The sequence below is a fragment of the Gimesia algae genome, assembly GCF_007746795.1.
Taxonomy (GTDB): Bacteria; Planctomycetota; Planctomycetia; order Planctomycetales; family Planctomycetaceae; genus Gimesia; species Gimesia algae.
This window is the reverse complement of record NZ_CP036343.1, coordinates 6,214,357-6,238,938: the sequence shown is the minus strand read 5'-3', so window position 1 is coordinate 6,238,938 and position 24,582 is coordinate 6,214,357. Positions and strand designations below refer to the sequence as shown.

At 48.1% G+C, this 24,582-nt stretch carries 15 protein-coding genes (1 of these 15 only partly in view); 8 read left to right on the top strand and 7 right to left on the bottom strand.

All coding sequences use genetic code 11. From position 1 onward, the window contains the following. Positions 1-59 precede the first annotated feature (59 nt). From nadE to asnB, 4 genes are all read right to left on the bottom strand, one after another. Positions 60-1,043: an NAD(+) synthase gene (gene nadE, locus Pan161_RS23260; protein ID WP_145231138.1), complete on the bottom strand. Its 984-nt coding sequence runs from the start codon at positions 1,041-1,043 to the stop codon at positions 60-62. A 76-nt stretch (positions 1,044-1,119) separates the two neighbouring features. Next, complete coding sequence (locus Pan161_RS23255; protein WP_232103436.1) at positions 1,120-2,676, bottom strand: class I adenylate-forming enzyme family protein; 1,557 nt, start codon at positions 2,674-2,676, stop codon at positions 1,120-1,122. A 25-nt stretch (positions 2,677-2,701) separates the two neighbouring features. Further along, positions 2,702-2,959 (bottom strand): acyl carrier protein, encoded by a 258-nt coding sequence (locus Pan161_RS23250; protein WP_145231137.1) that lies wholly within the window; start codon positions 2,957-2,959, stop codon positions 2,702-2,704. 51 nt (positions 2,960-3,010) lie between these two features. Further along, positions 3,011-4,984 carry an asparagine synthase (glutamine-hydrolyzing) gene (gene asnB, locus Pan161_RS23245; RefSeq protein WP_145231136.1) on the bottom strand — a complete coding sequence of 658 codons (1,974 nt, stop codon included), beginning with the start codon at positions 4,982-4,984 and terminating at the stop codon, positions 3,011-3,013. Between the two features lie 388 nt (positions 4,985-5,372). Here asnB and Pan161_RS23240 point away from each other — a divergent pair, with 388 nt between their 5' ends. Beyond that, the gene (locus Pan161_RS23240; protein WP_232103435.1) at positions 5,373-6,926 is read left to right on the top strand and encodes a P-loop NTPase family protein; all 1,554 of its coding nucleotides are present in this window, start codon (positions 5,373-5,375) and stop codon (positions 6,924-6,926) included. A gap of 21 nt (positions 6,927-6,947) precedes the next feature. Here Pan161_RS23240 and Pan161_RS23235 read toward each other — a convergent pair whose 3' ends face one another. Beyond that, positions 6,948-7,265 carry a hypothetical protein gene (locus Pan161_RS23235; protein ID WP_145231134.1) on the bottom strand — a complete coding sequence of 106 codons (318 nt, stop codon included), beginning with the start codon at positions 7,263-7,265 and terminating at the stop codon, positions 6,948-6,950. 388 nt (positions 7,266-7,653) lie between these two features. Here Pan161_RS23235 and Pan161_RS23230 point away from each other — a divergent pair, with 388 nt between their 5' ends. Next, positions 7,654-8,694 carry a lysylphosphatidylglycerol synthase transmembrane domain-containing protein gene (locus tag Pan161_RS23230; protein WP_197995478.1) on the top strand — a complete coding sequence of 347 codons (1,041 nt, stop codon included), beginning with the start codon at positions 7,654-7,656 and terminating at the stop codon, positions 8,692-8,694. Between the two features lie 8 nt (positions 8,695-8,702). Here Pan161_RS23230 and Pan161_RS23225 read toward each other — a convergent pair whose 3' ends face one another. Continuing rightward, a complete protein-coding gene (locus tag Pan161_RS23225) occupies positions 8,703-9,587 on the bottom strand; it encodes a right-handed parallel beta-helix repeat-containing protein (protein WP_145231132.1) in 885 nt (294 codons plus the stop codon). A 127-nt stretch (positions 9,588-9,714) separates the two neighbouring features. Beyond that, complete coding sequence (locus Pan161_RS23220; protein ID WP_145231131.1) at positions 9,715-10,863, bottom strand: citrate synthase; 1,149 nt, start codon at positions 10,861-10,863, stop codon at positions 9,715-9,717. Between the two features lie 1,049 nt (positions 10,864-11,912). On the opposite strand from Pan161_RS23220, the gene Pan161_RS23215 reads away from it, so the two are divergent. From Pan161_RS23215 to Pan161_RS23190, 6 genes are all read left to right on the top strand, one after another. Beyond that, complete coding sequence (locus Pan161_RS23215) at positions 11,913-13,679, top strand: sigma-70 family RNA polymerase sigma factor (RefSeq protein ID WP_145231130.1); 1,767 nt, start codon at positions 11,913-11,915, stop codon at positions 13,677-13,679. A 384-nt stretch (positions 13,680-14,063) separates the two neighbouring features. Further along, a complete protein-coding gene (locus Pan161_RS23210) occupies positions 14,064-14,885 on the top strand; it encodes an enoyl-ACP reductase FabI (protein WP_145231129.1) in 822 nt (273 codons plus the stop codon). Positions 14,886-15,304: 419 nt separating this feature from the next. Beyond that, the gene (locus Pan161_RS23205; protein ID WP_145231128.1) at positions 15,305-15,925 is read left to right on the top strand and encodes a hypothetical protein; all 621 of its coding nucleotides are present in this window, start codon (positions 15,305-15,307) and stop codon (positions 15,923-15,925) included. A 4-nt stretch (positions 15,926-15,929) separates the two neighbouring features. Continuing rightward, entirely contained in the window at positions 15,930-18,029 is a 2,100-nt protein-coding gene (locus Pan161_RS23200) for a flotillin family protein (protein WP_197995477.1), read from the top strand. Between the two features lie 142 nt (positions 18,030-18,171). After that, positions 18,172-23,502, top strand: a complete 5,331-nt coding sequence (locus Pan161_RS23195; protein WP_145231127.1) for a DNA repair ATPase — start codon at positions 18,172-18,174, stop codon at positions 23,500-23,502. A 634-nt stretch (positions 23,503-24,136) separates the two neighbouring features. Continuing rightward, positions 24,137-24,582, top strand: the 5' portion of a protein-coding gene (locus Pan161_RS23190) for a hypothetical protein (protein ID WP_145231126.1). It continues 46 nt past the right edge of the window; the window shows 446 of its 492 coding nt (coding positions 1-446); it begins with the start codon at positions 24,137-24,139; its stop codon lies off the right edge, out of view.

The following is a 24,582-nucleotide window of genomic DNA, read 5'->3' as shown; positions in this document are numbered from 1 at the left end:
GCAGGTTCCTTTCAGGTGATTTCTAATCTGGCGATACACATTCATTTTTCAAATGTATCTCAGATGGATTCAATCAGCTGTGGCGGCAGATGCAGGTAGTGGCCTGCTTTGCGTTTAGATTCGATGTCGCCATAAACCAGGGCAACCTGTTCGGCTGGCAGACCAGTGCCCGCGGCAACTTCTTCTGCGGTATAACCGTGATTCAGGCCGTACAGGCAGCAGTCGAGTTTGTCGTAGGAAACAGCGAAGAAAAACTCTTCCTGGGACTGTTCCAGAGAGTAGGTGTCTGTTGTCGGCGGACGCATCCGAATCACTTCCGGTACTTCAAGATACTCGGCGAGTTGGTATACCTGAGTTTTATATAGATGGGCGATTGGTTTCAGATCAGCTGCGCCATCGCCGTTTTTGACGAAGAAGCCCTGATCATATTCGAGACGATTGGGAGTGCCGGGAACGGCGTAGTTTAAACGGTCGGCGTGATAATATTCCATCATCTTGCGACAGCGCTGTTTAAAGTTTGTCGCAGCGACAATCGTCTGGTAGGCAGAGAGGGGCAGACGTTTCTTGATGAATTCTCCTTCGGGTGTCTGAACGACAACCGAAAAGACCCGGTATCCACCTTCCTTGAGCAGGTTGGGCAGAACGATTTTGGATTTCCAGTGTGGTTCGTATTCCGGGATTACCTGTTTAATGGCGACGTCGCGGCGTTCATAACAGCCGGCGCCCTGCAGCATGGGAGAGATGTTCTCCACGATGGCTTCTACATTGAAATGATCTGCCAGTAACTGACCATAGGTTAAACTTTCGTCCTTGGTATCGTGTTCGGGCATCATGATTCCCAGCACCCGATCTGCACCGAAAGCCCGCACGCAGAGCGCTGTCACGACACTGCTGTCGATGCCTCCGGAGAGCCCCAGGACAGCCCCCTTTTTTCGCATGGTTTTACGAACCGTTTCCTGCATCCAGCTGACAATACGATCTGTTTCCGCTGCGTAGTCAAGGTTCAGTAGTTCGGGTTTGAAGGTTCTGGTTTGTATAATCATTGTCGTTTCATCCTCATGAGTTGTGCTGATCGCGTAAGAGCGAATCTGAGTTTTCGTGTTGGCTTGGAGGTCTGTTTCAGGAAAGAACCAGCTGTTTCTTATCAATTTTCCCATTGGGGGATTTTGGCAGTTCGTCCCGGAATTCGACCTTCTGGGGTACCATGAAATCCTCAAGGTGTTTGCGACAGTAAGCGAGTACTTCTTTTTCTGTCAGTTCCTGTTCAGGCATCACTGTTACGACGGCACGAATGGACTGACCGAGTATCGGGTCGGGATCACCCACGATGGCCACTTCGGAAATCGCCGGATGTGCGAACAGAACATTTTCGACTTCTTTGGGGCTGACTTTCTCGCCCCGGCTTTTAATAATGTCATCACGTCGACCGACAAAGTACAGGTAACCTTCCGTGTCCATACGGAACAAGTCGCCGGTATAGAGATACATTTCACCTGGCAGTTCACCTGGTTTTAATCGTTCCGCTGTGAGTTCCGGTGCTTCCCAGTACCCGAGCATGACGTTGGCGCCCCGAACAACCAGTTCGCCAGTCTGTTCAGCAGGCAGGAGGTGCCCTGCGTCATCGACAATAAAGACTTCTGAGTCAGGCATGGCGATTCCGACTGATCCGGTTCTGATATCTACCTGATTCAGGGGGAGATAGGAAACGCGTTTGCATTCCGTCAGGCCATACATCGAGAAAATCTGAACGTGTGGCAGACGTTTGCGGAAAGTGAGAATGTGTTCTGTGGGTAAGGCGGCTCCCGTGTTAGTAATGTAACGCAGTTTGGAAAAATCGTACTTCGAGAGATCCATCTTGAGTAGAATCGCTGACATGGTCGGCACCAGTGGAAAACCAGTGACCTGTTCGTCGATAATTTTCTGCAACACTGCATGGGGATACGTGAATGATTTTTCGAGAACCAGAGTCGCTCCCACCCGGAAAGCCATCAGTAACTGGTACAGGCCGTAATCGAATGAGAGCGGCAGGACATTTAAAATAATGTCGGATGGCTCATTCATCAGATAGGTGGTGATCGAGCGGGCAGCCGAGGTCATGTTTAAGTGAGTGAGCATGACTCCTTTGGGATTTCCAGTCGAGCCTGATGTGTAGACCAGGGCAGCCAGATCGATGCTGATGGTTTTAATTGTCGGCGGTGTGAGCTGGCTTGCATATTCGCTCTGCAACTGATCCCATGATTCAAATCGCAGAAGTTGCCATTCCGTACTTTCCGGCTGATCGCATTTTGAACCGGTTGCAATGACGGTTTTCAAATGAGGCAGCAGGGCCGCGTGTTCCAGTATCAGATTCTGTTTTTTGTCCGGAATGATCAGCGCCGTGGCTCTGCAGTTATTCAAGACATAGGTCAGTTTATCAATCTTTGTGGTGGGGTTGACCATGACAAAGACGCCACCCGCTTTCAAGACCGCAAAGATCGCGACGGTTGCTTCCAGTGAATTATCCAGATGGATGGCAACACGATCACCCCGCTGCAGTCCCCGCTGGAGCAGTGCCTGTGCCAGACGATTACTTTGCAGCTCAAGTTCCTGATAGGTATAGCGCTGTTGATCAATGATCAAAGCCACCTTGTCCGGATACTCGCGCGCACTGTTTTCTAAAAATGATTGCAGCAACAAAGGTCTGCTCCTCAGTATTTAAGATTTAAGCTAATTCTTTGAGTTTGGATTCAATAAAGGTAATCAGTCGATCAATGGAGTCCAGGTTTTCCGGAACCAGTTCGTCATCATCTACTGCGACGTCGTAGTGATCTTCAATGAAAGCCACCAGTTCCAGAACGCCTGTAGAGTCGATGATGCCGGTTTCCAGGAACGAGTCATCATTGTGAAGTGAAGCAGGGTCTTCGCCGAACAGGAAATTTTCTGCGACAAAGTTTCGTACATCATTTTGGATCGAGTTCATTTTGCTACCTTTGAAATTATCGTTGTTGAGTAAATCTAAAGCGTGTTTGAATCAGGCAAGTGTTGTTGCGCTGGCCGTTGTATTCTGGTTTGTTGACACGGTTTTGCCTTGGATCATCTGCTCGACGAGCAATTGAGTAGAAAGGATTCCCACCAGGGCCATGTTGTCACGTGTGCCAATCGCACGTCCCTGTTCAATCTTTTTGACAAGTCGCTGGACTGCCTCTGGCTGGAACAAGCCATTTTCCTGAAGTTTCTCAGCGGACAATAAGTGGTTTACGTATTCAAAGCGGGGTGATTGTTTTTGTGTATCAATAAAGCTGTGCGCATCGGGGGCGCGGTAAGGTTGCTTGGGGCGTTTGCGGATACTGTCGGGAATCAGATCTCGCATAGCATGTTTCAGTAGAAATTTCTCATTCAGGCCGTTCATTTTGAATCGGACAGGGATGCGAGCTGCGAACTCCACAACCCGATAATCCAGGAACGGGAATCGTCCTTCAATCGAATTACCCATCGCCATGCGGTCTCCCTGTGAGGAGAGAATGTAGCCCGGCATCAGATTGACTGATTCCAGGTATTGAGCCTGACAGAACGAAGGCCATTCAGAGAACTGTCGGGGGAGTTGACTTTCAAAGTCTGCCAGCGGATCCTGGTGAGCGAGTTGCTGTTTCACGTCTGCGCTGAAGAAATTTTTCAGTTTCGATGTCAAATCCCAGCGTGGCAAATGAGAGAAAAACGGGCTGTCGATTTCCTCCTGACGGATTTTGAAAAACGCCTTGAGATAGGCGGGAGACTGTGCCTGCAGATTTTTCATGTAAGGATAGAGTCGTTTCAGCAACAGCGGTCTGATTGCGGAATCGGGTTGACGGCTCCAGAAGCGGCGGATTTTGGTTTCCTTAAAGATGTCGTATCCGCCCAGTACTTCATCTGCACCTTCGCCAGTCATCACCACTTTGAACTGACTGTCCCGGACAAGTTTTGACAGCAGGTACATGGGAGCGGGGGCTGTACGCAGAACAGGTTTTTCAGTGTGTTGAATGACAGTAGGGAAGATGCGGCCGATATCTTCATAAGAGCAGCAGACCGTCTGATGATCAGTTCCCAGTTCACGGATCATCTCCTGCTGATAGCTGCTTTCGTCGTAATCTTTATCGTTGAAGTTTACCGAAAAAGTATTCAGGGGGGCGTTCGTATAATTTCGAATGATGGCTGCGGTCACAGAAGAATCGAGTCCACCACTGAGGTAGGCACCGACGGACACATCGGCACGTAATCGCAGTTGAGTAGCATTGATCAACAGATCGCGTAATTCTTCTGCCCAGTCATCAAGTGAGCGGCTGTCTTCGTTCGGCTGGTAGTCGAGATGCCAGTATTGCCAGATTTTAATCTGGCCATCTTTCACAATCATCGAGTGTGCAGGAGGCAGTTCATTGACGCCCGCAAAAAATGTTCGGGGAGGCAGTGGTGACCAGAACGTAAACAGCTCATTTAAGGCAGTCAGATCCACTTCCCGTTTGACATCAGGTAATGCAAATAAAGCTTTGACTTCAGAGGCGAAGCTCATTTGCCCCGGGGTTTGTGTGTAAACCAGCGGGCGGATCCCCATTCGATCGCGGGAGAGGAAGACTTCTTTTCGTTTACGGTCATGAATGGCAAACGCCCATTGCCCGTTAAAGTGCTGGACACACTCGGGTCCATATTCCACATACATGTGCAGAATGACTTCGGTATCAGAATGTGTGCGAAACTCATAACCTTTGCTTTTGAGCTGAGCGCGTAATTCGATGTGGTTAAATATCTCGCCATTGAAAGTAACTGTCAGCAGGCCATCGGGTGTCTGCATGGGCTGCAGTCCCCCGGCGAGATCCACAATACTTAATCGACTGTGTGCGAAACCAACAGGACCACACGTTGAGATCCCTGAGGCATCGGGTCCCCGATGGTTCAGGGTTTCAATCATGGCCTGTAATTCTGACTGTTTGACCGGAGCCTGGTCAGAGCGAATGATACCCGCGATTCCACACATAGATGAGCCAGTACGATAAAGAGAAAGATCAAATCTGTAACACGTAAGTAGAGACGATTACAGAAGAAATCTAGGTCACGCTGATATCAAGTCAAACAGGAAGTTGTTGAACGTCGCGTTGTTCACAAAAATGAACCGTTCAACTCGCCTTGGGATGCATAATCAATAGGGATGGTATAATCGGCCCCCGGGAATCGGAGAAGCCGTTTGACTCTTTGATTTTGAATACTATGCTTAGTTTGCACATTGCATTTCGGGCTGCATTTTCAAACAGACACATCAGACTCATCTGAAAATCCTGATCTCAGATGATCTTCTCATTATAAAATCAGTGCAGATAATTGATTGCGAACCGAATATGTCAGCGAATGATTCCGAATCTGTAGCAGTGAATTCCAAATCTGAAAACAATGGCTCAGGAAAATCGAGTCGCACTGCTTCCAATGCAGTCAATACAGAAGAACTGCTCGCTTCACTCAGTATGCTGAATCTCAATTCACATGAAGATTCCAGCGAGGCAGAGTCAGAAATCCAATCAAAAAACAGTGTTGTTGCTGCGCACTTGCCCCTGGCAAAGGGAGTGAGTGAACCCATGCGTGTCATTGGAAAAGATCAGCATCTCAGCCAGTTGTTCAACCGGGTTCAGTCCCTGCTGAAAGGGGACAGTGAAGAGGCAGAAGGACAATTTGTTCCGCATTGTCCGGAAACGCTGGAAGAGACCGGTTTAACGCAGGATGAAATTGAACGTCTGATCCTGAAGTATCTGCTCGCCAAAGGAACACAGACCGGGCGTCAGATCTGTTCACAGATCAAACTTCCATTTGGTATCGTGGATACCATTCTGAAGCGGGCCAAGCAGGATCAACTGGTCGCATTTGGTGGAACAGCCGAAATGGGCGACTACGAGTTTACGATTACAGAGCTGGGTCGCGAGAGAGCCCGTCGTTACACGCAGGAGTGTACCTACTTTGGTTCTGCTCCGGTGAGCTTTAAGGATTATCTGAAGGCAATGGAAGTACAGAGCATTGCCAAGCAGGAAGCCACAGAAGCTGATTTGAAAGCGGCATTTTCGGATTTGATAATCAATCCAAAGATGCTGGATCGTCTGGGGCCAGCCGTAAATTCAGGCCGCGGTATGTTTTTGTTCGGCGAAGCTGGGAATGGTAAAACCAGTATTGCCGAGCGGATCACGAAAGCCTTCGGATCGACGATCTGGATTCCCCGTTGCCTGGGAATTGATGGAGATATTATCCGAATCTTCGATCCCGGATTACATGAAGAGGTCTTTCAGGAGGATCATTCAGAAGGACTGTTTGATTTATCAGGCATCGACCCGCGCTGGGTACAGATTGTACGTCCCACCGTGATTGCCGGTGGTGAGTTAACCATGAAAGAGTTGGAAATCACTCAAAATCCACAGACGAAAATCTGTGAGGCACCACTGCAACTGAAAAGTAACTGCGGGACGTTTGTGATTGACGACTTCGGACGCCAGCGCATGCCCGTAGACGAACTGCTGAATCGCTGGATTGTACCTCTGGAAAAACGGTATGACTTTCTGAATCTGCCCAGTGGTAAGAAAATTCAGGTTCCCTTTGACCAGTTGATTATCTTTTCGACAAATCTGGAACCAAAAGATCTGGTGGACGCTGCGTTCCTGCGCCGGATTCCCTACAAGATTGAAGCCCTCGACCCTTCCGAAGAAGAATTTCGGTCTCTCTTCGAATTGATGGCACCGATGATGGGTTTTCAGTTTGACGAACAGGCGTTTGAGTATCTGGTCGATACACATTACAAGGCCGTCAATCGGCCGTTTCGCGCCTGTCAGCCTCGCGACCTGCTACTGCAGGTCAAGAACTTCTGTGTCTACAAAGAAGTCCCGCGAAAGCTGACGCCAGCCGCTTTTGATTTTGCAGTCGAAAACTATTTTTCGGTGATGTGAAATCGCCTGTATGCTGCCCGCTCAGGCAGGCCATTCTGAATCACAGGAGTGACAGCGGAATCCGACGACTGTCGCTGTACCGGGAATCAGACGATTTTTCTGGTTCAGTAGACCATCCCGCAGTTCCAGCTTTTCGACAGCCGAACTGCCGCAATCGTTGCATTGCTGATTCAGGAAAATAGTACGGGCGCGTTTCAGAACCCAGTCTTCCTGTTTGCGGCTGTGAGATTTCTTCACATTTGCTCGCTGAAACGGCAGAATCGTCGGTGTAGTTTCTTCCAGAGAGACGACAGGCTCGGTCTGGGGTTCATCCGGGTAATAGACTTTTAAAATGCTCATCCATGAGCTCCTTGCGTTCAGTCCCTTGATTAAATATTCCAGTCATCCGAACGGGAATGTTTCCGGGGTAGGCTTCGTATCTCTGATGGAACAGGAAGGGTTCGATGAAGCATACGAAGAGGGAAGCAGGATAAAATTCTCTCATTAAGTTGGCAAGAGGTTTTAACTGAAAGGTACCAATATTGTAAAAAATTCCTGCTGCAAATCAACTAGATATGTGAAAATGGGAAGTGCTAGAGGTATGGCGATAATATTCAGATAGCAGGTGTTAAGAGAATGCTGTATGATTTTTCCTGTCGATTCGTTAAAAATCATTCCGCTCCAGCACTGGTTAGAGTCATGAAACACACAGGTTACTTCAGGAGTTGTTCCCATCAATAAGTCAAAGTTGATCAAATTGCTACTTGGTGTGATTGTCACAATCACCTGCCTGGTGGCAGCAGTCTGGGGAATTGACTTTGCGCAGATCTCCACGAGTTTCAGACATGCCAATTACTGGACACTTCCTTTGATGCTGGCGTTGCTGTTTCTGTTTTTCTGGATGAAAGCATTGCGATGGCAAATGCTGCTGGAACCCATCAAAAAACTGAGCGTATCCCAGGTCACGCCGGCAATGATGATTGGCTTTATGGGAAATAACATCCTGCCTGCTCACCTTGGTGAATTTTTGCGCGTCTATGTTTTGAGCCGTCAGTTTGAAATTCCGAAAACGACGGTCCTGTCCACCTTGGTGCTGGAACGGTTATTCGATGTGATTGCCATTCTCGTTTATCTGGGAATCGGGATCTATTTTGCCCCGAACCTCCCAGAAAAATATCATTCGATCAGTCTCTTTGTCGCTTTAGGGATTGTAGTCATGATCATTGCGGTGGCTGCCTATCTTCTCTGGACCGAAGCAGTGATTCGTCTGTTTAGCAGTATTTTCAGTTATCTCCCTTTTCTACCGGAAAAACTGACCCATCTAGTGCTGGAGATGATGAGGGCCGGGGCACTGGGAATGGCATCACTGAAGAGCAAGAGACTTTGCTTCGGGATCATCTGGACATCATTCGCGCAATGGCTTTTCAATGGAATCAGTGTTTATATAGCACTCTGGAGCTTTAATATTCATGTCTCACCCCTGGCTGCCTTTGTTGTGCTGGGAGTTACTGCATTCGGGGTTATCGTCCCCTCAACACCTGGCTTTTTCGGAGTCGTTCAGCTTTGCTTTTCCGTGAGTTTAGAGGCATTCGGCGTTTCAAATGCAGATGCATTTTCTGCTTCAATTTACTATCAGCTCTCGCAGTATTTTCCGGTAACTCTAATCGGCTTGTATTATTCGAACCGGGAAGGATTGAAATTCAGCGAAGCAGAGCGGGAGGCCGAAAATGAGCTGGAAGAACTGGAGGGGGGGGAGCATGAGGTGGAGGCGGTTAGGGAAAGCGGTTGAAAGCAGGCTCAGGGAGCCAAAGCTGCTTTCTTACCCAGTGTGGTCTGCTTCAGATTTGCCACACCCTGTTCCGTAATCAGCAGGTCTTCCAACCGATTCCCTTTCAGTTCTGAGTCGATCACTTCCACCTGTGAGGTTCCGTTGACTGCCAGGCCACAGCGCCCGTTCCCGGTACAGGTGACCTTCTTCAGGATGATATTCTTACAGCGGTCATGAACATTAATGCCGTCGATGCGAAAATTTTCAAACGTCACATCCGATATCTGAACCCCCTCTACATCGATCAGTGACAGACCAACGGACATACCAGCAAGGGAAAATGCTTCCCTGGGAGGGAGCTGATTTTTCAATTCGCGGTAATAAATTGCTCCTTTATGAACAGCCCAGCTTCCAGGCGGAATGTCGGTCAACTTGACTTCCTCGTCTGTTTCAGGACGATATTCCGGCAGGGTTTTTCCCTCCAGGTAAAGATTAAAGTATCCCTTTCTGAATGGAGTGACCTTCCACAGGCCGTTCTTTAATGATCTCCAGCCATCCTGGGGGACAGGGATGGCACCGCTGATCGTGGCGCCATTGCCTAGAATCGTAAACTTCTCCTGGCCGCTGCTACTGAAGCGTTTCCCTGAGAGAGTGAACGATTCATGGTAGGGCATGTCGTTATTGATCAGGATGATTTTGTCACCGGGCCGCGCGTACTCCAGTGCTCTTTTGATTGATTTTACCGGGCCGTTTTTGCCGGAAACAATTTTGGGAGAGATACCGTTCAGCGCATTGTTTCCTGCCCGATTATCGACATAGATCACACCGCATTCAGCCGAGTGTGCCAGGCAGAGCAGACAGAGAAAGCAGAGTAACCCGGTCTGGAAATCCACAAAACGAAGTGCGTTTCGCATGGTTGGCGGCTTCCTGTCTGATTCAGTATTTTGAGAGTATCTCTATGCATGAGAGCTTCTATTTCTCTCAGCAGAAAAAACCCCGGTTGAAAACCGGGGTTTGTGAGCTAAATCAATTTAAAAACTGTTAACGTTCGCTTACCGGAATGACAGGGCGTTCTTCATAGCCGATATAGTTGGCTTTGGGACGGATGATTTTATTCCCATCCAATTGTTCCAGGATATGAGCACACCAGCCAGCGATGCGACTGGCCGCAAAAATGCAGGTAAACAGGTCACCCGGGATCCCCATATAATGCTGGAGACTGGCTGAGTAAAAGTCGACATTGCAGTTTCGCTTGATTTCTTCGTAGACGAGTTTTTCCATCTCAATGGACATCTCATACCACTTGGGTTCGCCGGTCTCCTCTCCCAGTCGCCGTGAAAGTTCTTTCAAGTGCTTTGCACGTGGATCTTCCACCTGATAAACGGCATGTCCGAAGCCCATAAATTTGCCCTTGGCCTCGCGGACTTTTTTCACGTAGGGTGCTACATTTTCGACCGAACCGATTTCGAAGAGTGTTTTCAGGACTTCTGTGTTCGCTCCCCCATGCAGTTTCCCCTTCAGTGCGCCGATGGCACCTGTGATGGCGGAATAAATATCAGGCAGAGTCGCGATGATGACACGACCGGTAAACGTACTGGCGTTCAATCCGTGTTCTGCATGTAGTGTGAGGATGAGATCCATGGCACGGGTTGCATCTTCACTTGGTTTCTCGCCATTGATCATATACATGAAGTTGCCGGAATGGCACAGTTCGGGATCGGGATCAACGGGCTCGAGTCCCTGGCGAATGCGGTGAATAGCCGCCACGATGGTCGGAATCTGGGAAATCAGTTTGATCGAGATCTGCAGTCGATTCTCAAACGTCTCAATTTCCGCGTTGGGGTCATAGACACCTGCCAGTGATGTGATCGATCTCAGCAGTGCCATCGGCGGTGCTGAAACGGGGAGCCTTTTCAGGGTCTCAATCAGTTCCGCGGGAATGCTGCGGTACTCTTTAAGCTCAGCCTGATAGGCTGCGAGTTGAGTGGCGGTAGGAAGTTCTCCATTTAATAACAGAAAAGAAACTTCCTCAAAAGTCGCATTCTCTGCCAGATCGTCGATGTTATATCCACGATACAGCAGCTTTCCAATGGTTCCATTTACTAAACAGATAGAACTGTCAGCTGCAATAATCCCTTTTAACCCTTTGACAGCTTCGCTCGATGTTTTCTCTACGTCTTCTGCGCTCATTTGAACTGGTTCCACTTTCTCAACTACAGCCAATAAATTCCAGCAAGGTTAAGGATCACGCACCAGGGGCTCTGGTGAGACAGTAATCGCCGCCCGACTTTAATTAAACAAACTATGGAAAACTCGTGTCCTCCCAGTATATCAAGCCTTATCATAAGTTCAATCAAGCGAATTTGTTTCCAGAGGTGTCTTCAGAAATCGTCTTGCGCTGAGCTTACTTTTCGGAATAACTTCACTATTTGTTCAGGATCTGTTTGAAATCAGGGGATTGACTATTCAACCAGGGGTGTGAAAATGTATGTAGAGAATCAGGTTACATCCTGTTTCCCAATATAGAGTGCTTTCATAATAAAGATTGACGCGAATTTCAGTTTGACTGACTTGAGCTGATTTTGGGTTTTTGCTGTTTTTCAGGTAAGGGGGAAACTTTTTTGCACACGTAAGTGGTTATCTGATAACGTTGTAGAGGTTTTTTAATTATTTTTAAATCGGCGTTGTGGATTTCCGTAGACGTTATGAAAAGTTGTGGTAGGATGGGGCTATATGAGCTGGAGGCTTATTAGCTTTTTTCAGGTTCTCGGGAGAAGTAAGGATGTCTTGGGAGAGAACCCTCTTGATTAATTTTGTTGGCGAATCGGATGCTCCGACGAAGCGCATCAAAGCGTATTTGAGCAACTTAGTTTTTCAGATGCTCTACGCAATACCCAACTTACCTCTAGTGATCAACTTGTGCTTCGGGTCCAGCTTAAGCTTGGCTCCAGGCAGAGGGAACGATTCGGCAGCAGGTACAAATAACACCAGTGTGTTTTGGAGTTTTTTGCGATGAATTCATAGCTCTATCGCTATAGGTATTGGTGGGCGATGAGTAGAGTGGCAGTAATAAAGTATTGAGTCGACATAGTTGAAAACATTGGAAAAGTATAGTGAAAAGATCAATTTTGACGCCTGCTGATCACACTGTCCTTTTATTCTCATAAACAGAAACGCCGTGGTTACACACGGACGTGTGGCCGTAATTTTTTTGATAATACAAATTAAGGGAGTGACCCGTGCACCGTTTCGATGCAAATCTGAACTCACTATTTCAGGAAGCGGAAAAACAAGGTTTTTTAACATTTCAACAGGTTCATACGTTCCTCCCAGACGAAGGAGGCGATCCCGCGCTGATTGAATATATTGTCGTGGGACTGGAAGAGCGGGGCCTTGATCTCATTGATGATCCGAATGCGGATATTGATGATGAGGAAGTAGCCACCGTCGATAAATCAACCAACACCCATTCAGATGTGGCACAAGGGAGCGATGAAGATTCAGATGATGCTTCTTCTTCCATTGTGGAACCGGAAACCTCACTCTCATCACGTGATCCCATTCGCATGTATCTGAGCCAGATGGGTAATATTCCACTATTGAGTCGCTCGCGCGAAATCTTTCTGGCCAAGAAAATTGAAATCACTCGTAAGCGATTTCGGCGCACTGTTCTGGAGTCTGATTTCGCACTCAAGATTGCCATCGACACTCTGGAAAAAGTGTTTGCTGGCGAGCTTCCTTTTGAGCGGACCTTACGGACCTCTGATACGGAAGATGCGACCAAAGACCAGATTATGGGACGGATGCCTTTTAACATCACGACCTTAAAGGCGCTCCTCCAGAAAAACTTTGATGATTTTGAACTCGTTCAGTCAGGTGAACTCGGTAAAGTTGAACAGCGTGAAGTTCAAAAACGGATGATGATTCGTCGTCAGAAAATGGCAACCCTCTGTGAAGAACTCTGTCTGCGTACGCAACGTCTGCAACCCGTACTGAAGCGTATTCATCAGATCGCCGGTCGGATGCGGGAAGTTCAGGAACAGCTTGATGATTATAAGCAACTGCGTCACAAGGCCACCGATCACCGCCTGCTGGAACGCGAGTTGTCTGAGTTGACCATCATGGTGGTTGAAACTTCTGAAGACTTTCAGACACGTTCACGAGAAATCAAACGTCGTTTTGATGACTGGACCGAAGCCAAGCAGCAGCTTTCTGGCGGAAACCTGCGGCTGGTCGTCTCGATTGCTAAAAAATACAGAAATCGTGGCTTAAGCTTTCTGGACCTGATTCAGGAAGGAAATGCCGGCCTGATGCGTGGTGTGGAAAAATATGAATATCGCCGCGGTTATAAGTTTTCGACTTATGCTACCTGGTGGATTCGTCAGGCCATTACCCGCGCTGTCGCCGACCATGCCCGCACCATCCGTATTCCCGTGCACATGTTCCAGAGCATTTCCACTCTGAAAGCACGCAGCGAACAGATTCGTCAGGAAACCGGTCGTGAACCCACCATGGAAGAACTGGCAGATTCTGTCGGTCTGGGTGTGGAAGAGACCGAACGGATCATGAAGACCTGGAAACATCCCATCAGCCTGGATACGCCGGTTGGCGAAAGTGAAGACAGCAGCTTCGGTGATTTCCTGGAAGATGGACATGAATCCTCTCCCGCAGATGCAGCGATGCGTGAAATGCTGAAAGACAAAATTGAGCATGTTCTCAAGAGCCTGACGTATCGCGAGCGTGAAATTATCCGTCTGCGATATGGCTTAGGTGATGGCTACAGTTATACATTGGAAGAAACTGGTCGTATCTTCAAAGTAACCCGCGAGCGAATTCGTCAGATTGAATCCAAGGCTTTGCGAAAATTACAGCACCAGACCCGCAGTGCACACCTGCGAGGTTTCGTCGATGCTATCTTCCCGAATAAGGAAGATGAGGAAAACGAAGGTGAAGAGGGCGTGCAGTCAGATCAGGAGTCTTCCACCATGGTGGGGGCGCTGGAGTAGGTCCTTAATTCTTACCATATTGCACCAGATTCAAGGCGGTTTGCTGTTTTCACGAACAACAAGCCGCCTTTGACTTTTCTATTTCGTTCAATTCGAATAGTTTATACCCAGCTGGAGTGAGATTCGTGTCTGCGTTACCGGTCCGTCAACAGGTTCGACTGATGTGAGAATGTGCCGCACGCTTCTGATCTCCCCCGAATTCGGCCTGGATCGAACCGGAATCAGCAACAGCCTGAGACCAGGTTGACTGTAGCGTCTCCAGGGGTGTTTAGCACGAGTACAAAATTAGCGAAGGGCGCGATAGTTCAAAGGGATGCGCCCTGGATTGAATGTTCTGGTAACGTCAATCTTCCTGGATTTCATCATATTTACGGAGTACTACACATGGGTCTTTTTGAAGGCAAAAAAGGTCTGGTTTTGGGCATCGCAAATGACCATTCAATTGCATGGGCCATCACCGAAAAACTTTATGACGAAGGCGCTGAAATTGCTTTCACTCACCTTCCCGATAAAGATCCCGAGCGTCCCCGCATGGAGCGTCGCCTGCGAAAACTGGTCGAGCCCAAGGGCGCCAAAATCATGATTCCCTGTGATGTAACGAAAGACGAAGACCTGGATAAGGTTTTTGAAACCGTTAAAGCGGAATATGGGGAAATCGATTTCGTGTTGCACTCGATCGCCTATGCCCCGATGGATGACCTGAAAGGCCCCGTTTATAATGTGAGCCGTGATGGTTTCAAGCTCTCCATGGAAATCAGCGTCTACAGTCTGCTGGCGGTCGCCAATCGCGCCAAAGATATTTTGAAGCCAGGTGGCAGCATTCTGACGTTAAGTTATCTCGGCGGAGAAAAAGTAATTCCCGGTTACAATGTAATGGGAATCTGCAAGTCGGCTCTGGAGAACTCGGTGATGTATCTGGCGAACGAACTGGGACCACAGGGCATTCGCGTCAATAGCCTGAGTGCTGGACCGTTGAAGACACTCAGTTCCTCGGCTGTCGGTGAATTCGATCTGATGATGAAACTATATCAGACGATGTCGCCACTTCGCAAAAATATCACACCGGACGATGTCGGCAAAGCAGGTATGTACCTGCTCAGTGATCTGTCCAGCGGTGTCTCCGGTGAAAATCATCACGTGGATTCCGGCTATCATGTTATGGCGGCTCCGCCGATTGAGCTCCAGCAGGAGCAGGCTCAGTCTTAATAGCGACTTCGAGCCCACTCTTCGAATCAAGCCGCTTGTTGAACATAACCGTTACAACAGGTGGCTTTTTTTACGTCTGCTCTTCCAGAAATCCGGGTTGGTTGTAATCGGAATCTTGAGAAAATATTGCCTCACGAGGATATATTTCCCGTTTTGCTCAGTCGATTGCCTCATATTGAATGCTCTCTGCACAACTCCCTTTTTGCTAACGATTACGATATCGGGAAAAAATCTGCCGGTTTCGCAGGTTTTCGTGATCCGATCAGCGAATTTCCCGTTCTTATAGCTGCAAGTCGCTTTTCAAGGTTCATACTTGATGAACCGTACATCTTGAATTGTTTCTTAAACGCAGCTTGAGCAAATTGAGTCGCTTGTAACCTCTCCGTTTTTTCCATCACCCCGGAGTCCGGGAGTATTCGGTGCCTGAAATTATCAAAGCCAGTCTGGAATGGCCCACACTGCCGGTAACCATCCTGTTGGGGATTTGCCTGCTGTACTGGATCAGTGTCATTCTGGGGGTCATGGAATTAGATTTTTTAGATTTTGATCTGGATTTTGAAATCGGTACAGAAGGTACTTCTTTTCTTGATTTTGGGTTTATCGGTTTACGTTTTTTGAATATCGGTGAAGTACCGGTCATGCTCTGGTTGAGTATTTTTTCACTGTGTATGTGGATGCTCTCAATCAACTTCGATTCCAAAGTAGAGATCCACACATGGCTGGATTATCTGCCATTAGTGATCAGAAACGCTGGAATCAGTCTGGTAGTGACCAAGCTGGTAACCCAGCCATTTAAAGGATATTTTCAATTCACTCCTCCTAATCAGATCGAGACCTTGCTGGGAAAATCGTGTGTCGTTACCAGCACCACGGTGACTGACCGCTTCGGCCAGGGAGAGCTGGAAACGGAGGGAGCGCCATTGAAACTTCATATACGTGCGGAAGACGAAACGATCCAGAAGGGAGATCTGGTTCGCCTCGCAGACTATAACTTGGAAAAACAGGTTTTTTACGTCGTAAAAATTAACCAGGAGTCATAAAATCATGTCCATTTCGGCGTTTCAATTTCCCGCAGCATTTCTGTTGGGAGTCGACTTTCTCAGTGAGTCAGTGATTGTCGCGGGGCTCCTCATTGGAGTAATCGTAGTCGGGTTTTTTATTGCAGTTTCCCGCTTTTACCGCAAAGTAGGCCCGGAAGAAGCTCTGGTCCGCACGGGTGTGGGTAATTTAAAGGTGGCCAACGGAGAAGGGATCTTTGTGATCCCGATTCTGCATCGAGCTGATCAGATGGATCTGTCGGTCAAACGAATTGAAATTGCTCGAAAAGGGGAAGTTGGCTTAATCTGCCGCGACAATATCCGCGCGGATATCGAAGTGGCATTCTTTGTTCGCGTCAATAATACAGCAAGCGATATTCGCAATGTGGCCCAGTCACTGGGTTGTAAAAGAGCATCCAGCCGCGATGCACTGATTGAGCTATTCGACGCCAAGTTTTCCGAAGCTTTGAAGACCGTCGGGAAGCATTTCGACTTCGTCGAACTGTATAACGAACGGGATAAGTTCAAAGAAGAGATTCTGAAGATCATCGGGACCGACCTGAACGGCTACGTACTGGACGACTGTGCCATTGATTACCTGGAGCAGACGCCTCTGGAAAAATTAAGTCCGACTAACATTCTCGACGCAGAGGGGATCAAGAAGATCACTGACCTGACGGCACGCGAGCATGTACTGTCGAACCATATTACTCGGGAAAAAGAGAAGACAATCAAGAAACAGGATGTGGAAGCCCAGGAAACCATTCTGGAACTGGAACGTCAGCGTGTCGAAGCAGTCGAAAAACAGACCCGGGAGATCGCTTCATTAACGGCTCGTGAACATGCAGAAGCACGACGAGTGGAACACGAAGAACGTCTGAAAGCAGAAACGGCCCGCATTCGTACCGATGAAGAGCTGGCCATCGCGGAAGAGAATAAGCTGCGTCAGGTGATTGTTGCCGAAAAGAGCAAACAGCGCACCGAGGCTGTGGAAAAAGAACGGGTCGAAAAAGATCGACTGTTGGAAGTCACCGAGCGTTCCCGCGTTGTCGGCCTGGCTGAAATCGACAAAGATAAAGCCATTGAAGTTGAAAAACGCAATATCCAGGAAGTGATTCGCGAACGTGTGATCGTAGAACGGGCCGTCGTTGAAGAGGAAGAACGGATCAAGGATACTCACGAATTTGCGACTGCAGATCGTCTGAAGCAAGTCACTGTCACCAAGGCGGAGATGGAAGCCCAGGAAAATCTGGTCAAAGAAGTCAAAGCTGCAGAAGCTAAGAAGTCGTCCGCCGAACTGCTGGCCGAAAAAATTGTGATTGAGGCCGAGGCAGACAAAACCGCGACGGAAAAGAAATCGGATGCCATTAAAGTCATGGCAGAAGCCAAGACGGCCGATGGTGCTGCAATCGGTTTGGCGGATGCCCAGGTGATGATTGCCAAGGCGACTGCGACCGAGAAAACAGGTCAGGCCGAAGCCAACGTCATGATCGCCAAAGCCGAAGCCACCGAAAAGACCGGAACGGCAGAAGCCAACGTCATGCAGCTCAAATACAGCTCGGAAGCGACTGGTATTGTAGACAAAGCCAAAGCAATGAAACTCTTTGATGGTGTGGGACGTGATCACGAAGAATTCAAGATTCGACTCAACAAAGACAAGGAAATCGAATTGGCAGCCATCGCTGCTCAGCAGGAAATCGCAGAGGCCCAGGCTGGAATCGTTGGAGAAGCCTTGAAATCAGCTCGCATCGATATTGTGGGTGGCGAAACGACATTCTTCGATAAGATCGTGGATTCAATTAAGAGTGGTAAATCAATCGATCGCTTTGTCCACAACAGTGAAACTCTAACTGACATAAAGAATACATTCTTTAACGGTAACCCCGACTACTTTGAAGATCAGCTCCAGACCTTTATTTCCCGGTTTGGCATGTCTTTCGAAGATGTCAAGAATCTCTCGATTGCCGCCCTGATTTCTCAGATGCTGGTCCAGGCGGAAGGAGAAGAAGATCGGTCGACTCTGAATCGTCTGCTCGCGACCGTGAAAAACCTCGGGATTGCAGATAAAAAAGTGTCTTCCTTCCTGAAGGCCAAGGTTGAAAAGTAGTCAGAAGACTTACTTGATCCCACACGTCATTCACTCGGCTGTCTCTCTTCGAAAATAAACGTTCTGGAGAGAACGCCGATTGAAGTCGGTTCTTTCGTCTGCAAAAATAATCAGTAAAGAGTTTTCCGGGAAATAAATTCCAATGGCCGATTCGAAAAATGATTCAGATGAGACTGCAGAGGGTAATGCTGATGTCATTTCCCTGGAAAGCAGTACCTACGAAATTATTCAAAATCGACTCAAAGGTCATGGGAAAGAACTACAGGCCCGCCTGGGGAAACTGAATGAACTTCGTAAAGAAGTATTTGGTTCGATCGAAACCCGGTTAGTCGGCAGTGATCGGATTACAACCGAGCACAACTGTATTCCTCGCGACATGCTGGCAGTCGGGAATCGTTTCCTGTTTGGCTATAATGTCAATTTTGGTCTGAAGACTGAGATCAACCTTAGCGATGTGTTCGCCGTCTATGAATTCAAGGAGGGCACCTATCATGCGTTGCCCCTTGATCTGATTCGAAACCCCGCGTTCGAAAAAGACTTTAAAGACATCTACCGCTATTATAAAAAAGCGACTTTCGCAAAGTTTTTTGCCAAAGGCCCTTTTTTGTATATGCTGTTCAAGGTGGGGGATGGTCCGAAGGATTTTAAATCTTTCAAGTGGGCACTCCAGAACGACAAGCTGGTTTACATTGATAACCGCAGTGACCACGAAGTTCAATATCCCGCGCAGCAGGAGTTTCAATGGACGCGCACTCATCGCGATCTGCATTACGGGGGTCTGCATCCCCACATCTCGATTGATGATCGATTATTCGTTGAAACTGTAGGCGGCGATCTGACCATCAAAATTGAGAACAATACTGAAATCGGCGAAGGAATTTATTCAGAGCCGGTCGACGATCCTGATCAGATTCTGGATGATGCCGAAATCTTCTATGCTGTGATCGGTTCTCTGATTTTGCTGAAAATTCGACCGTATAAAGAAACAAAGTATCGCTATTTCATCTACAACGAAAAGCTTCAGAAAGCGCAGCGCCTTGATTCCATTCAAGATGCCTGTATCCTGCTTCCCGATGATCATGGGCTCGTGTTCTCAAATGGTTATTATTTGCAAAACGGCGAATCGAAAACCTTCGAAACCGATCTACAGGATATGCTCTATCAGGAGCGAATCGCATCCCCCAATGGTGAAGACTATCTCTATGTGTTTTACCAGCCCGAGCAGGGAGCCTATGTCCTGCTGCAGTATAATCTGATCGAACAAAAGCTCGACACCCCGATGATTTGCCACGGGTTTACCCGTTTCGAAGGGGGAGAGCTGATCTGTTTTTCGGGTCAGGAAGAACCGCAAAAACATCATACGCTACAACTCTGGAACACACCCTATATCAGCGATTCGTTTCAGGTACCCCATAAGCAGGATTCTTACCTCAATAAAATCGGGAATAAAGATATCGTGCGTGGCATGGCGGAATGTCACGAGTTGCTGGGATTGATTAATCGTAAAGATGCCTACGAAAATCTGTATCTAGATCTGGTAAAAGTCACCAGCGATGTCCTCGATTCCTACTTCTGGATTAATCAGAAGGATACCTTCGCGCTGGGTGAGGTCGTACTCGAGATCAAACGCGCTGCAGAAGCTGCTGTTACAGAGTACGAAAAAGTATTGCAGTTACGTCAGAACACGAAACAGAAAACGGCTGAAGTTGAAAAGCTCACAATAAAAACTTTAACCGATATCGATCATCGTCGCTTTGACAAAATCGATGACTTCGTACAGAGCCTGGCCAGTTTGAGGAGCCTGCGCGGCGATGTGATTTCACTCCGTGATTTACGGTATGTTGATCAGGGCCTGGTCGACAAGTTGGAAAAAAGTGTCAGTGAGAAGAACGAGAAGCTGGCAACTCGCTGCGTTTCTTTCCTGATGCGGGAAGACGCACTGAAACCGTATGCTGATCGAATTGTGGCTGCGACCGGGCAGATCGAGACAGTCGAGAAAGTTGCTGACGCGCGGAAGGTTGAGGAAGAGATCGAAGCCAGTTCGAAAGAGCTGGAAATGCTGATTGAGATTGTCAGTAATCTGAAAGTCGAAGATACCACTCAACGCACCGCGATTATTGATAATATTTCCACGAATTTTTCTAAAATCAACCAGTCCCGTGCTGCCCTCAAACGTCGCATTAAAGAGCTGATGTCGGTCGAAGGTGTGGCCGAATTCAATGCACAGATGAAGCTGCTGAACCAGGGCGTGGTGAACTATCTTGATGTCTGTGATTCACCCGAAAAGTGTGATGACTTTCTCACTAAGCTGATGATTCAGGTTGAGGAACTGGAAGGTCGTTTTGCTGAGTTCGATGAGTTTGTCGAGCAGTTGACCGAAAAACGGGAAGAAATCTACGCGGCTTTTGAATCACGCAAACTGGCAATTATAGAAAGTCGCAACAAGCGGGCGAATTCGCTGGCAAAATCAGCCGATCGCATTCTGACAGGTATTCGCAGTCGCGCTGAGCAACTGAAGACGATCAATGAGATCAATGGCTATTTTGCTTCGGATCTGATGATTGACAAGGTACGCGACATCGTGCGCCAACTGGGTGAGCTGCAGGATACCGTCAAAGTGGACGATATTCAGGGCCGCCTGAAAAGTATTCGCGAAGATACCGTTCGGCAGTTGAAAGACAAGCAGGAACTGTTTGTCGACGGCGAGAATATTATCAGGCTGGGGAGCCGCCAATTTACGGTGAATCGCCAGACTCTCGATTTAACCACGGTTTTTCGTGATGACAGCCTGCAGTTGCATTTGACGGGTACCAATTTCTTTGAAGAGATTGACGACGAACGACTGCTGGCAACCAGGGAAGTCTGGGGGCAGGAAGTGGTCTCTGAAAACCGGGACGTATACCGGGTTGAATATTTAACCTACTGTCTGCTGAAGTCGCTTGAAGCCGATCCGGATCAGTCCCTGCTTGCTCTGTCAAAACAATCGGATGAAGAACTGCTGGCGTACATTCAGAAGTTCATGGGACCGCGCTACAGTGAAGGTTATATTAAGGGAGTTCATGATCAGGATGCACTGCTACTCTTGAAATCTCTATTGAAAATCAAACCAGCATTAGGGCTACTGCGTTATCAGTCGGCTGCCCGGGCACTGGCAGGATTATACTGGAACTATTTTTGCGATCCGGAAATTAAGACTTTATTTGCGACCAAGTTAACCGGGTTTGGTAGTGTAATGCAGGTTTTTCCACGAACCGGCCAGCAGCAGTATTATATCAACGAACTCAGGCAGCAGCTTTCCCAGTTTGTATTGCAGATTTCCTGTCTGGATCAGGCACTGGTTTCTGAGGCAGCCGAGTACCTGTTTCAGGAACTGGTACATGGATCTACGTTCGTCATCAGCAAACGAGCAGCCGATCTGTATCAGGATTTTGAGAAATATCTGAAACATAATAACGCAGCCAAACAATTCAAAGACAGTCTGGTTGCCACGCATGAAAATCCAGCGAACTGGTTTTTGCTGTCACGTGACTGGGTGCAGGCTTATCTCGATCATCTCGGTTCTGAAGAAGACTTCGATTATCTGGATGAGGTAGCATTATTGTTGCTCAATGGAAAACTGGATCGAAGTCGTCTGATTGATGCGACTGTGACCCAGCAGATACCAGGCCTGTCAGGGGCGCATGCGCGAATTCAGAATGGTGAATATCATTTGCACTTCAATCGTTATATGAAGCGGCTGGCTGAATTTCAGTCTGTGAATGTGCCGCGGTTTGAATCGTATCTGTCTCTTAAGAAAGAGATCGTCGACCGGTCGCGTGATGCCATGCGGCTGGATGAATTTCGACCACGTGTGCTCACCTCATTTGTCCGGAATCGACTGCTGGACGAAGTTTATCTGCCCGTCATCGGGGACAATCTGGCCAAGCAGATGGGGGAAGCAGGCGAGAATAAACGGACCGACCGGATGGGCCTCTTGATGCTCGTCTCCCCCCCGGGTTACGGTAAAACCACACTGATGGAATACATTGCCAATCGCCTGGGGATCATTTTTATGAAGATCAACGGGCCCGCACTGGGGCATCAGGTGACTTCGCTCGACCCGGCTGCGGCCCCGAATGCCAGCGCGCGGGAAGAGGTCAAGAAATTAAACCTGTCGCTCGAGATGGGTGATAATGTCATGATCTATCTGGATGATATTCAGCACTGTAATCCAGAATTCCTGCAGAAATTTATTTCGCTCTGCGATGCCCAGCGAAAAATTGAAGGTGTCTACAAGGGAGAAACGCGAACTTACGATTTACGCGGGCGCAAGGTTGCTGTCGTGATGGCGGGAAACCCGTACACCGAGAGTGGCGAAAAGTTTCAGATCCCGGACATGCTTTCGAACCGTGCAGATATCTATAACCTGGGTGAAGTAATTGGCGAGCATGCAGATGCCTTCGAAATGAGTTACCTGGAAAACTGCATTACTTCGAATCCCGTGCTCAATCAACTCTCTTCGCGCAGCCAGAAAGATATCTATGCGATCATTCAGATGGCCGAGGATGGGGCCGGTGAACGGGGTGATCTGGAAGGCAACTACTCGGTGGAAGAACTCAACGAGATGGTTTCCACCATGAAAAAACTGATTCGCGTGCGCGATGTGATTTTGAGTGTGAATCGTGAATACATCCGCTCGGCTGCCCAGTCGGACGATTACCGTACAGAACCGGCGTTCAAGCTGCAGGGCTCATACCGCAACATGAACCGCATCGCCGAAAAAGTAGTTGCGGTCATGAATGAGAAAGAACTGGAGACATTGATTGTTTCCAACTACGAAAATGATGTCCAGACATTAACTTCGGATGCCGAAGCCAACCTGTTGAAGTTCAAGGAACTGATGGGCATCTTGTCCGAGGACGAGCTGGAACGCTGGAATACGATCAAAAAGTCATTCCGGAAAAATCAGCAGCTTAAAAGTGTCGGCGGTGAAGATCGCATGGCGCAGGCGATTCTGCAGCTTGCGAATGTTGGCGAAGGCCTGCAGGATATTCGCGAAAGTATGAATGACGGCATCGGTCGACTCACAGCAGAGAAGGAATCGAATCTGGATCTGCATGCCAAAGATTTTGCGGAACGTTTCCAGCATCTGGCAGAGAGTCTACACGCGATTCAGGCTGCATTGACGACCGGAACTAAAGATGTGACTACAATGTTCGAGCAGTCTATCAGAACGCGCTCGGCACAGCACGGGCCTACTCACGGGGGAGAAGCATCCGCTTCTACGCCCGATGACAGAATAACGGTCGTGAATAAAATTCCGCGTTCTCTTTTGAATGTACTGGAAACACAGTTCGATCTGATGCAAGGCTGGATGCAGCCGCTCGTCACCTCTTCCCATGCAAACCAGGCCGAGTTCAAAGAGCTGAAGGAACTGGTGGAACGCTGCCTCAAGGATTACAACGCGCTGATCAATCGCGTCGATGACGAATAAACCCGCACGGTCTGTCTATCAGAACATCTTGTGACATGGTTTTGTTGTTTTGTCATCATCGCTGAAAAATACATTCGCTAAGCATGCTGTTGCGGTTAACGACGGTCGAACTTAAGGCTGATCGGAGTTGCTCCTGTTCTCGAATTGATCGCAGCGACCTCTTGAATGACCGCAGTGGAGAACATATTCGTATCGCCCGAATCCGTTGGCACCTGAATTCTATTACAACTGCACTCTCACAGGATTGGCGGGCTGTTCAGACGCCGTGAATTCTGGATATTAGACTGTGTGCAGTTTAACAGCAGCTTATTCAGGATCATTTGATCGAGCCTGTTAGATCAAGAGATGCTCTGGTTAAATCCGATTAAGGCTGTTGATAAAGTCAATCACAGCAGATTTTTACAGAGAGGATTGCGAATATAACAGGAGACATGTTCATGAATTATAAGAAGCGAGAAAGCTCATCATTTCCTGGCTCTTTAAAATGTAAAAGTCATCAGAATGCTTTAATTAATAAAAAATGTGAACCGATCGATGAGTTGGGTTGACGATACGCATGGATATGTGTATCTAGGTATACTGTTTGCCTTGTTGAGTATCTCTCGTTCTGGTTTAGTAATAAAGGGTCAAGTAGATGCTGAATTCGACTACCTTTGTATTAGGGGCTCCTGATCCTTTTGTCGGGATTCTTTGTGTTGTGTTCATCGCTCTGCCTATTGGATTGGCGATCGGAGCAGTGATTCTTCGCGCTGCCATAACCATGTTTAATAAATTTGCCGGGTTTGGTGACGATCACCCAGATAAAGTCCCGGAGCCAACCATGATGAATGCAATGGGAATTGTTCTGATCACTGGTGTTGCTAACTGGATCGTGGGAAGCGTAATTGGGGCAGTCGGAGCGAGTGTTCTGCAATCGATATCAGAACCATGGCACACTCTGGTTCCCAGTCTGCTCGCTCTCCCGTTCAGTTTCCTGGTTTCTGCAGGAGTATTAGCCGGATTATTGCCAACGACTTTTAAACGGGGGGTGGGCGTTGCTGCCTGTGAATACCTTGTTGCGATTCTGGTGGGCGCGGCAAT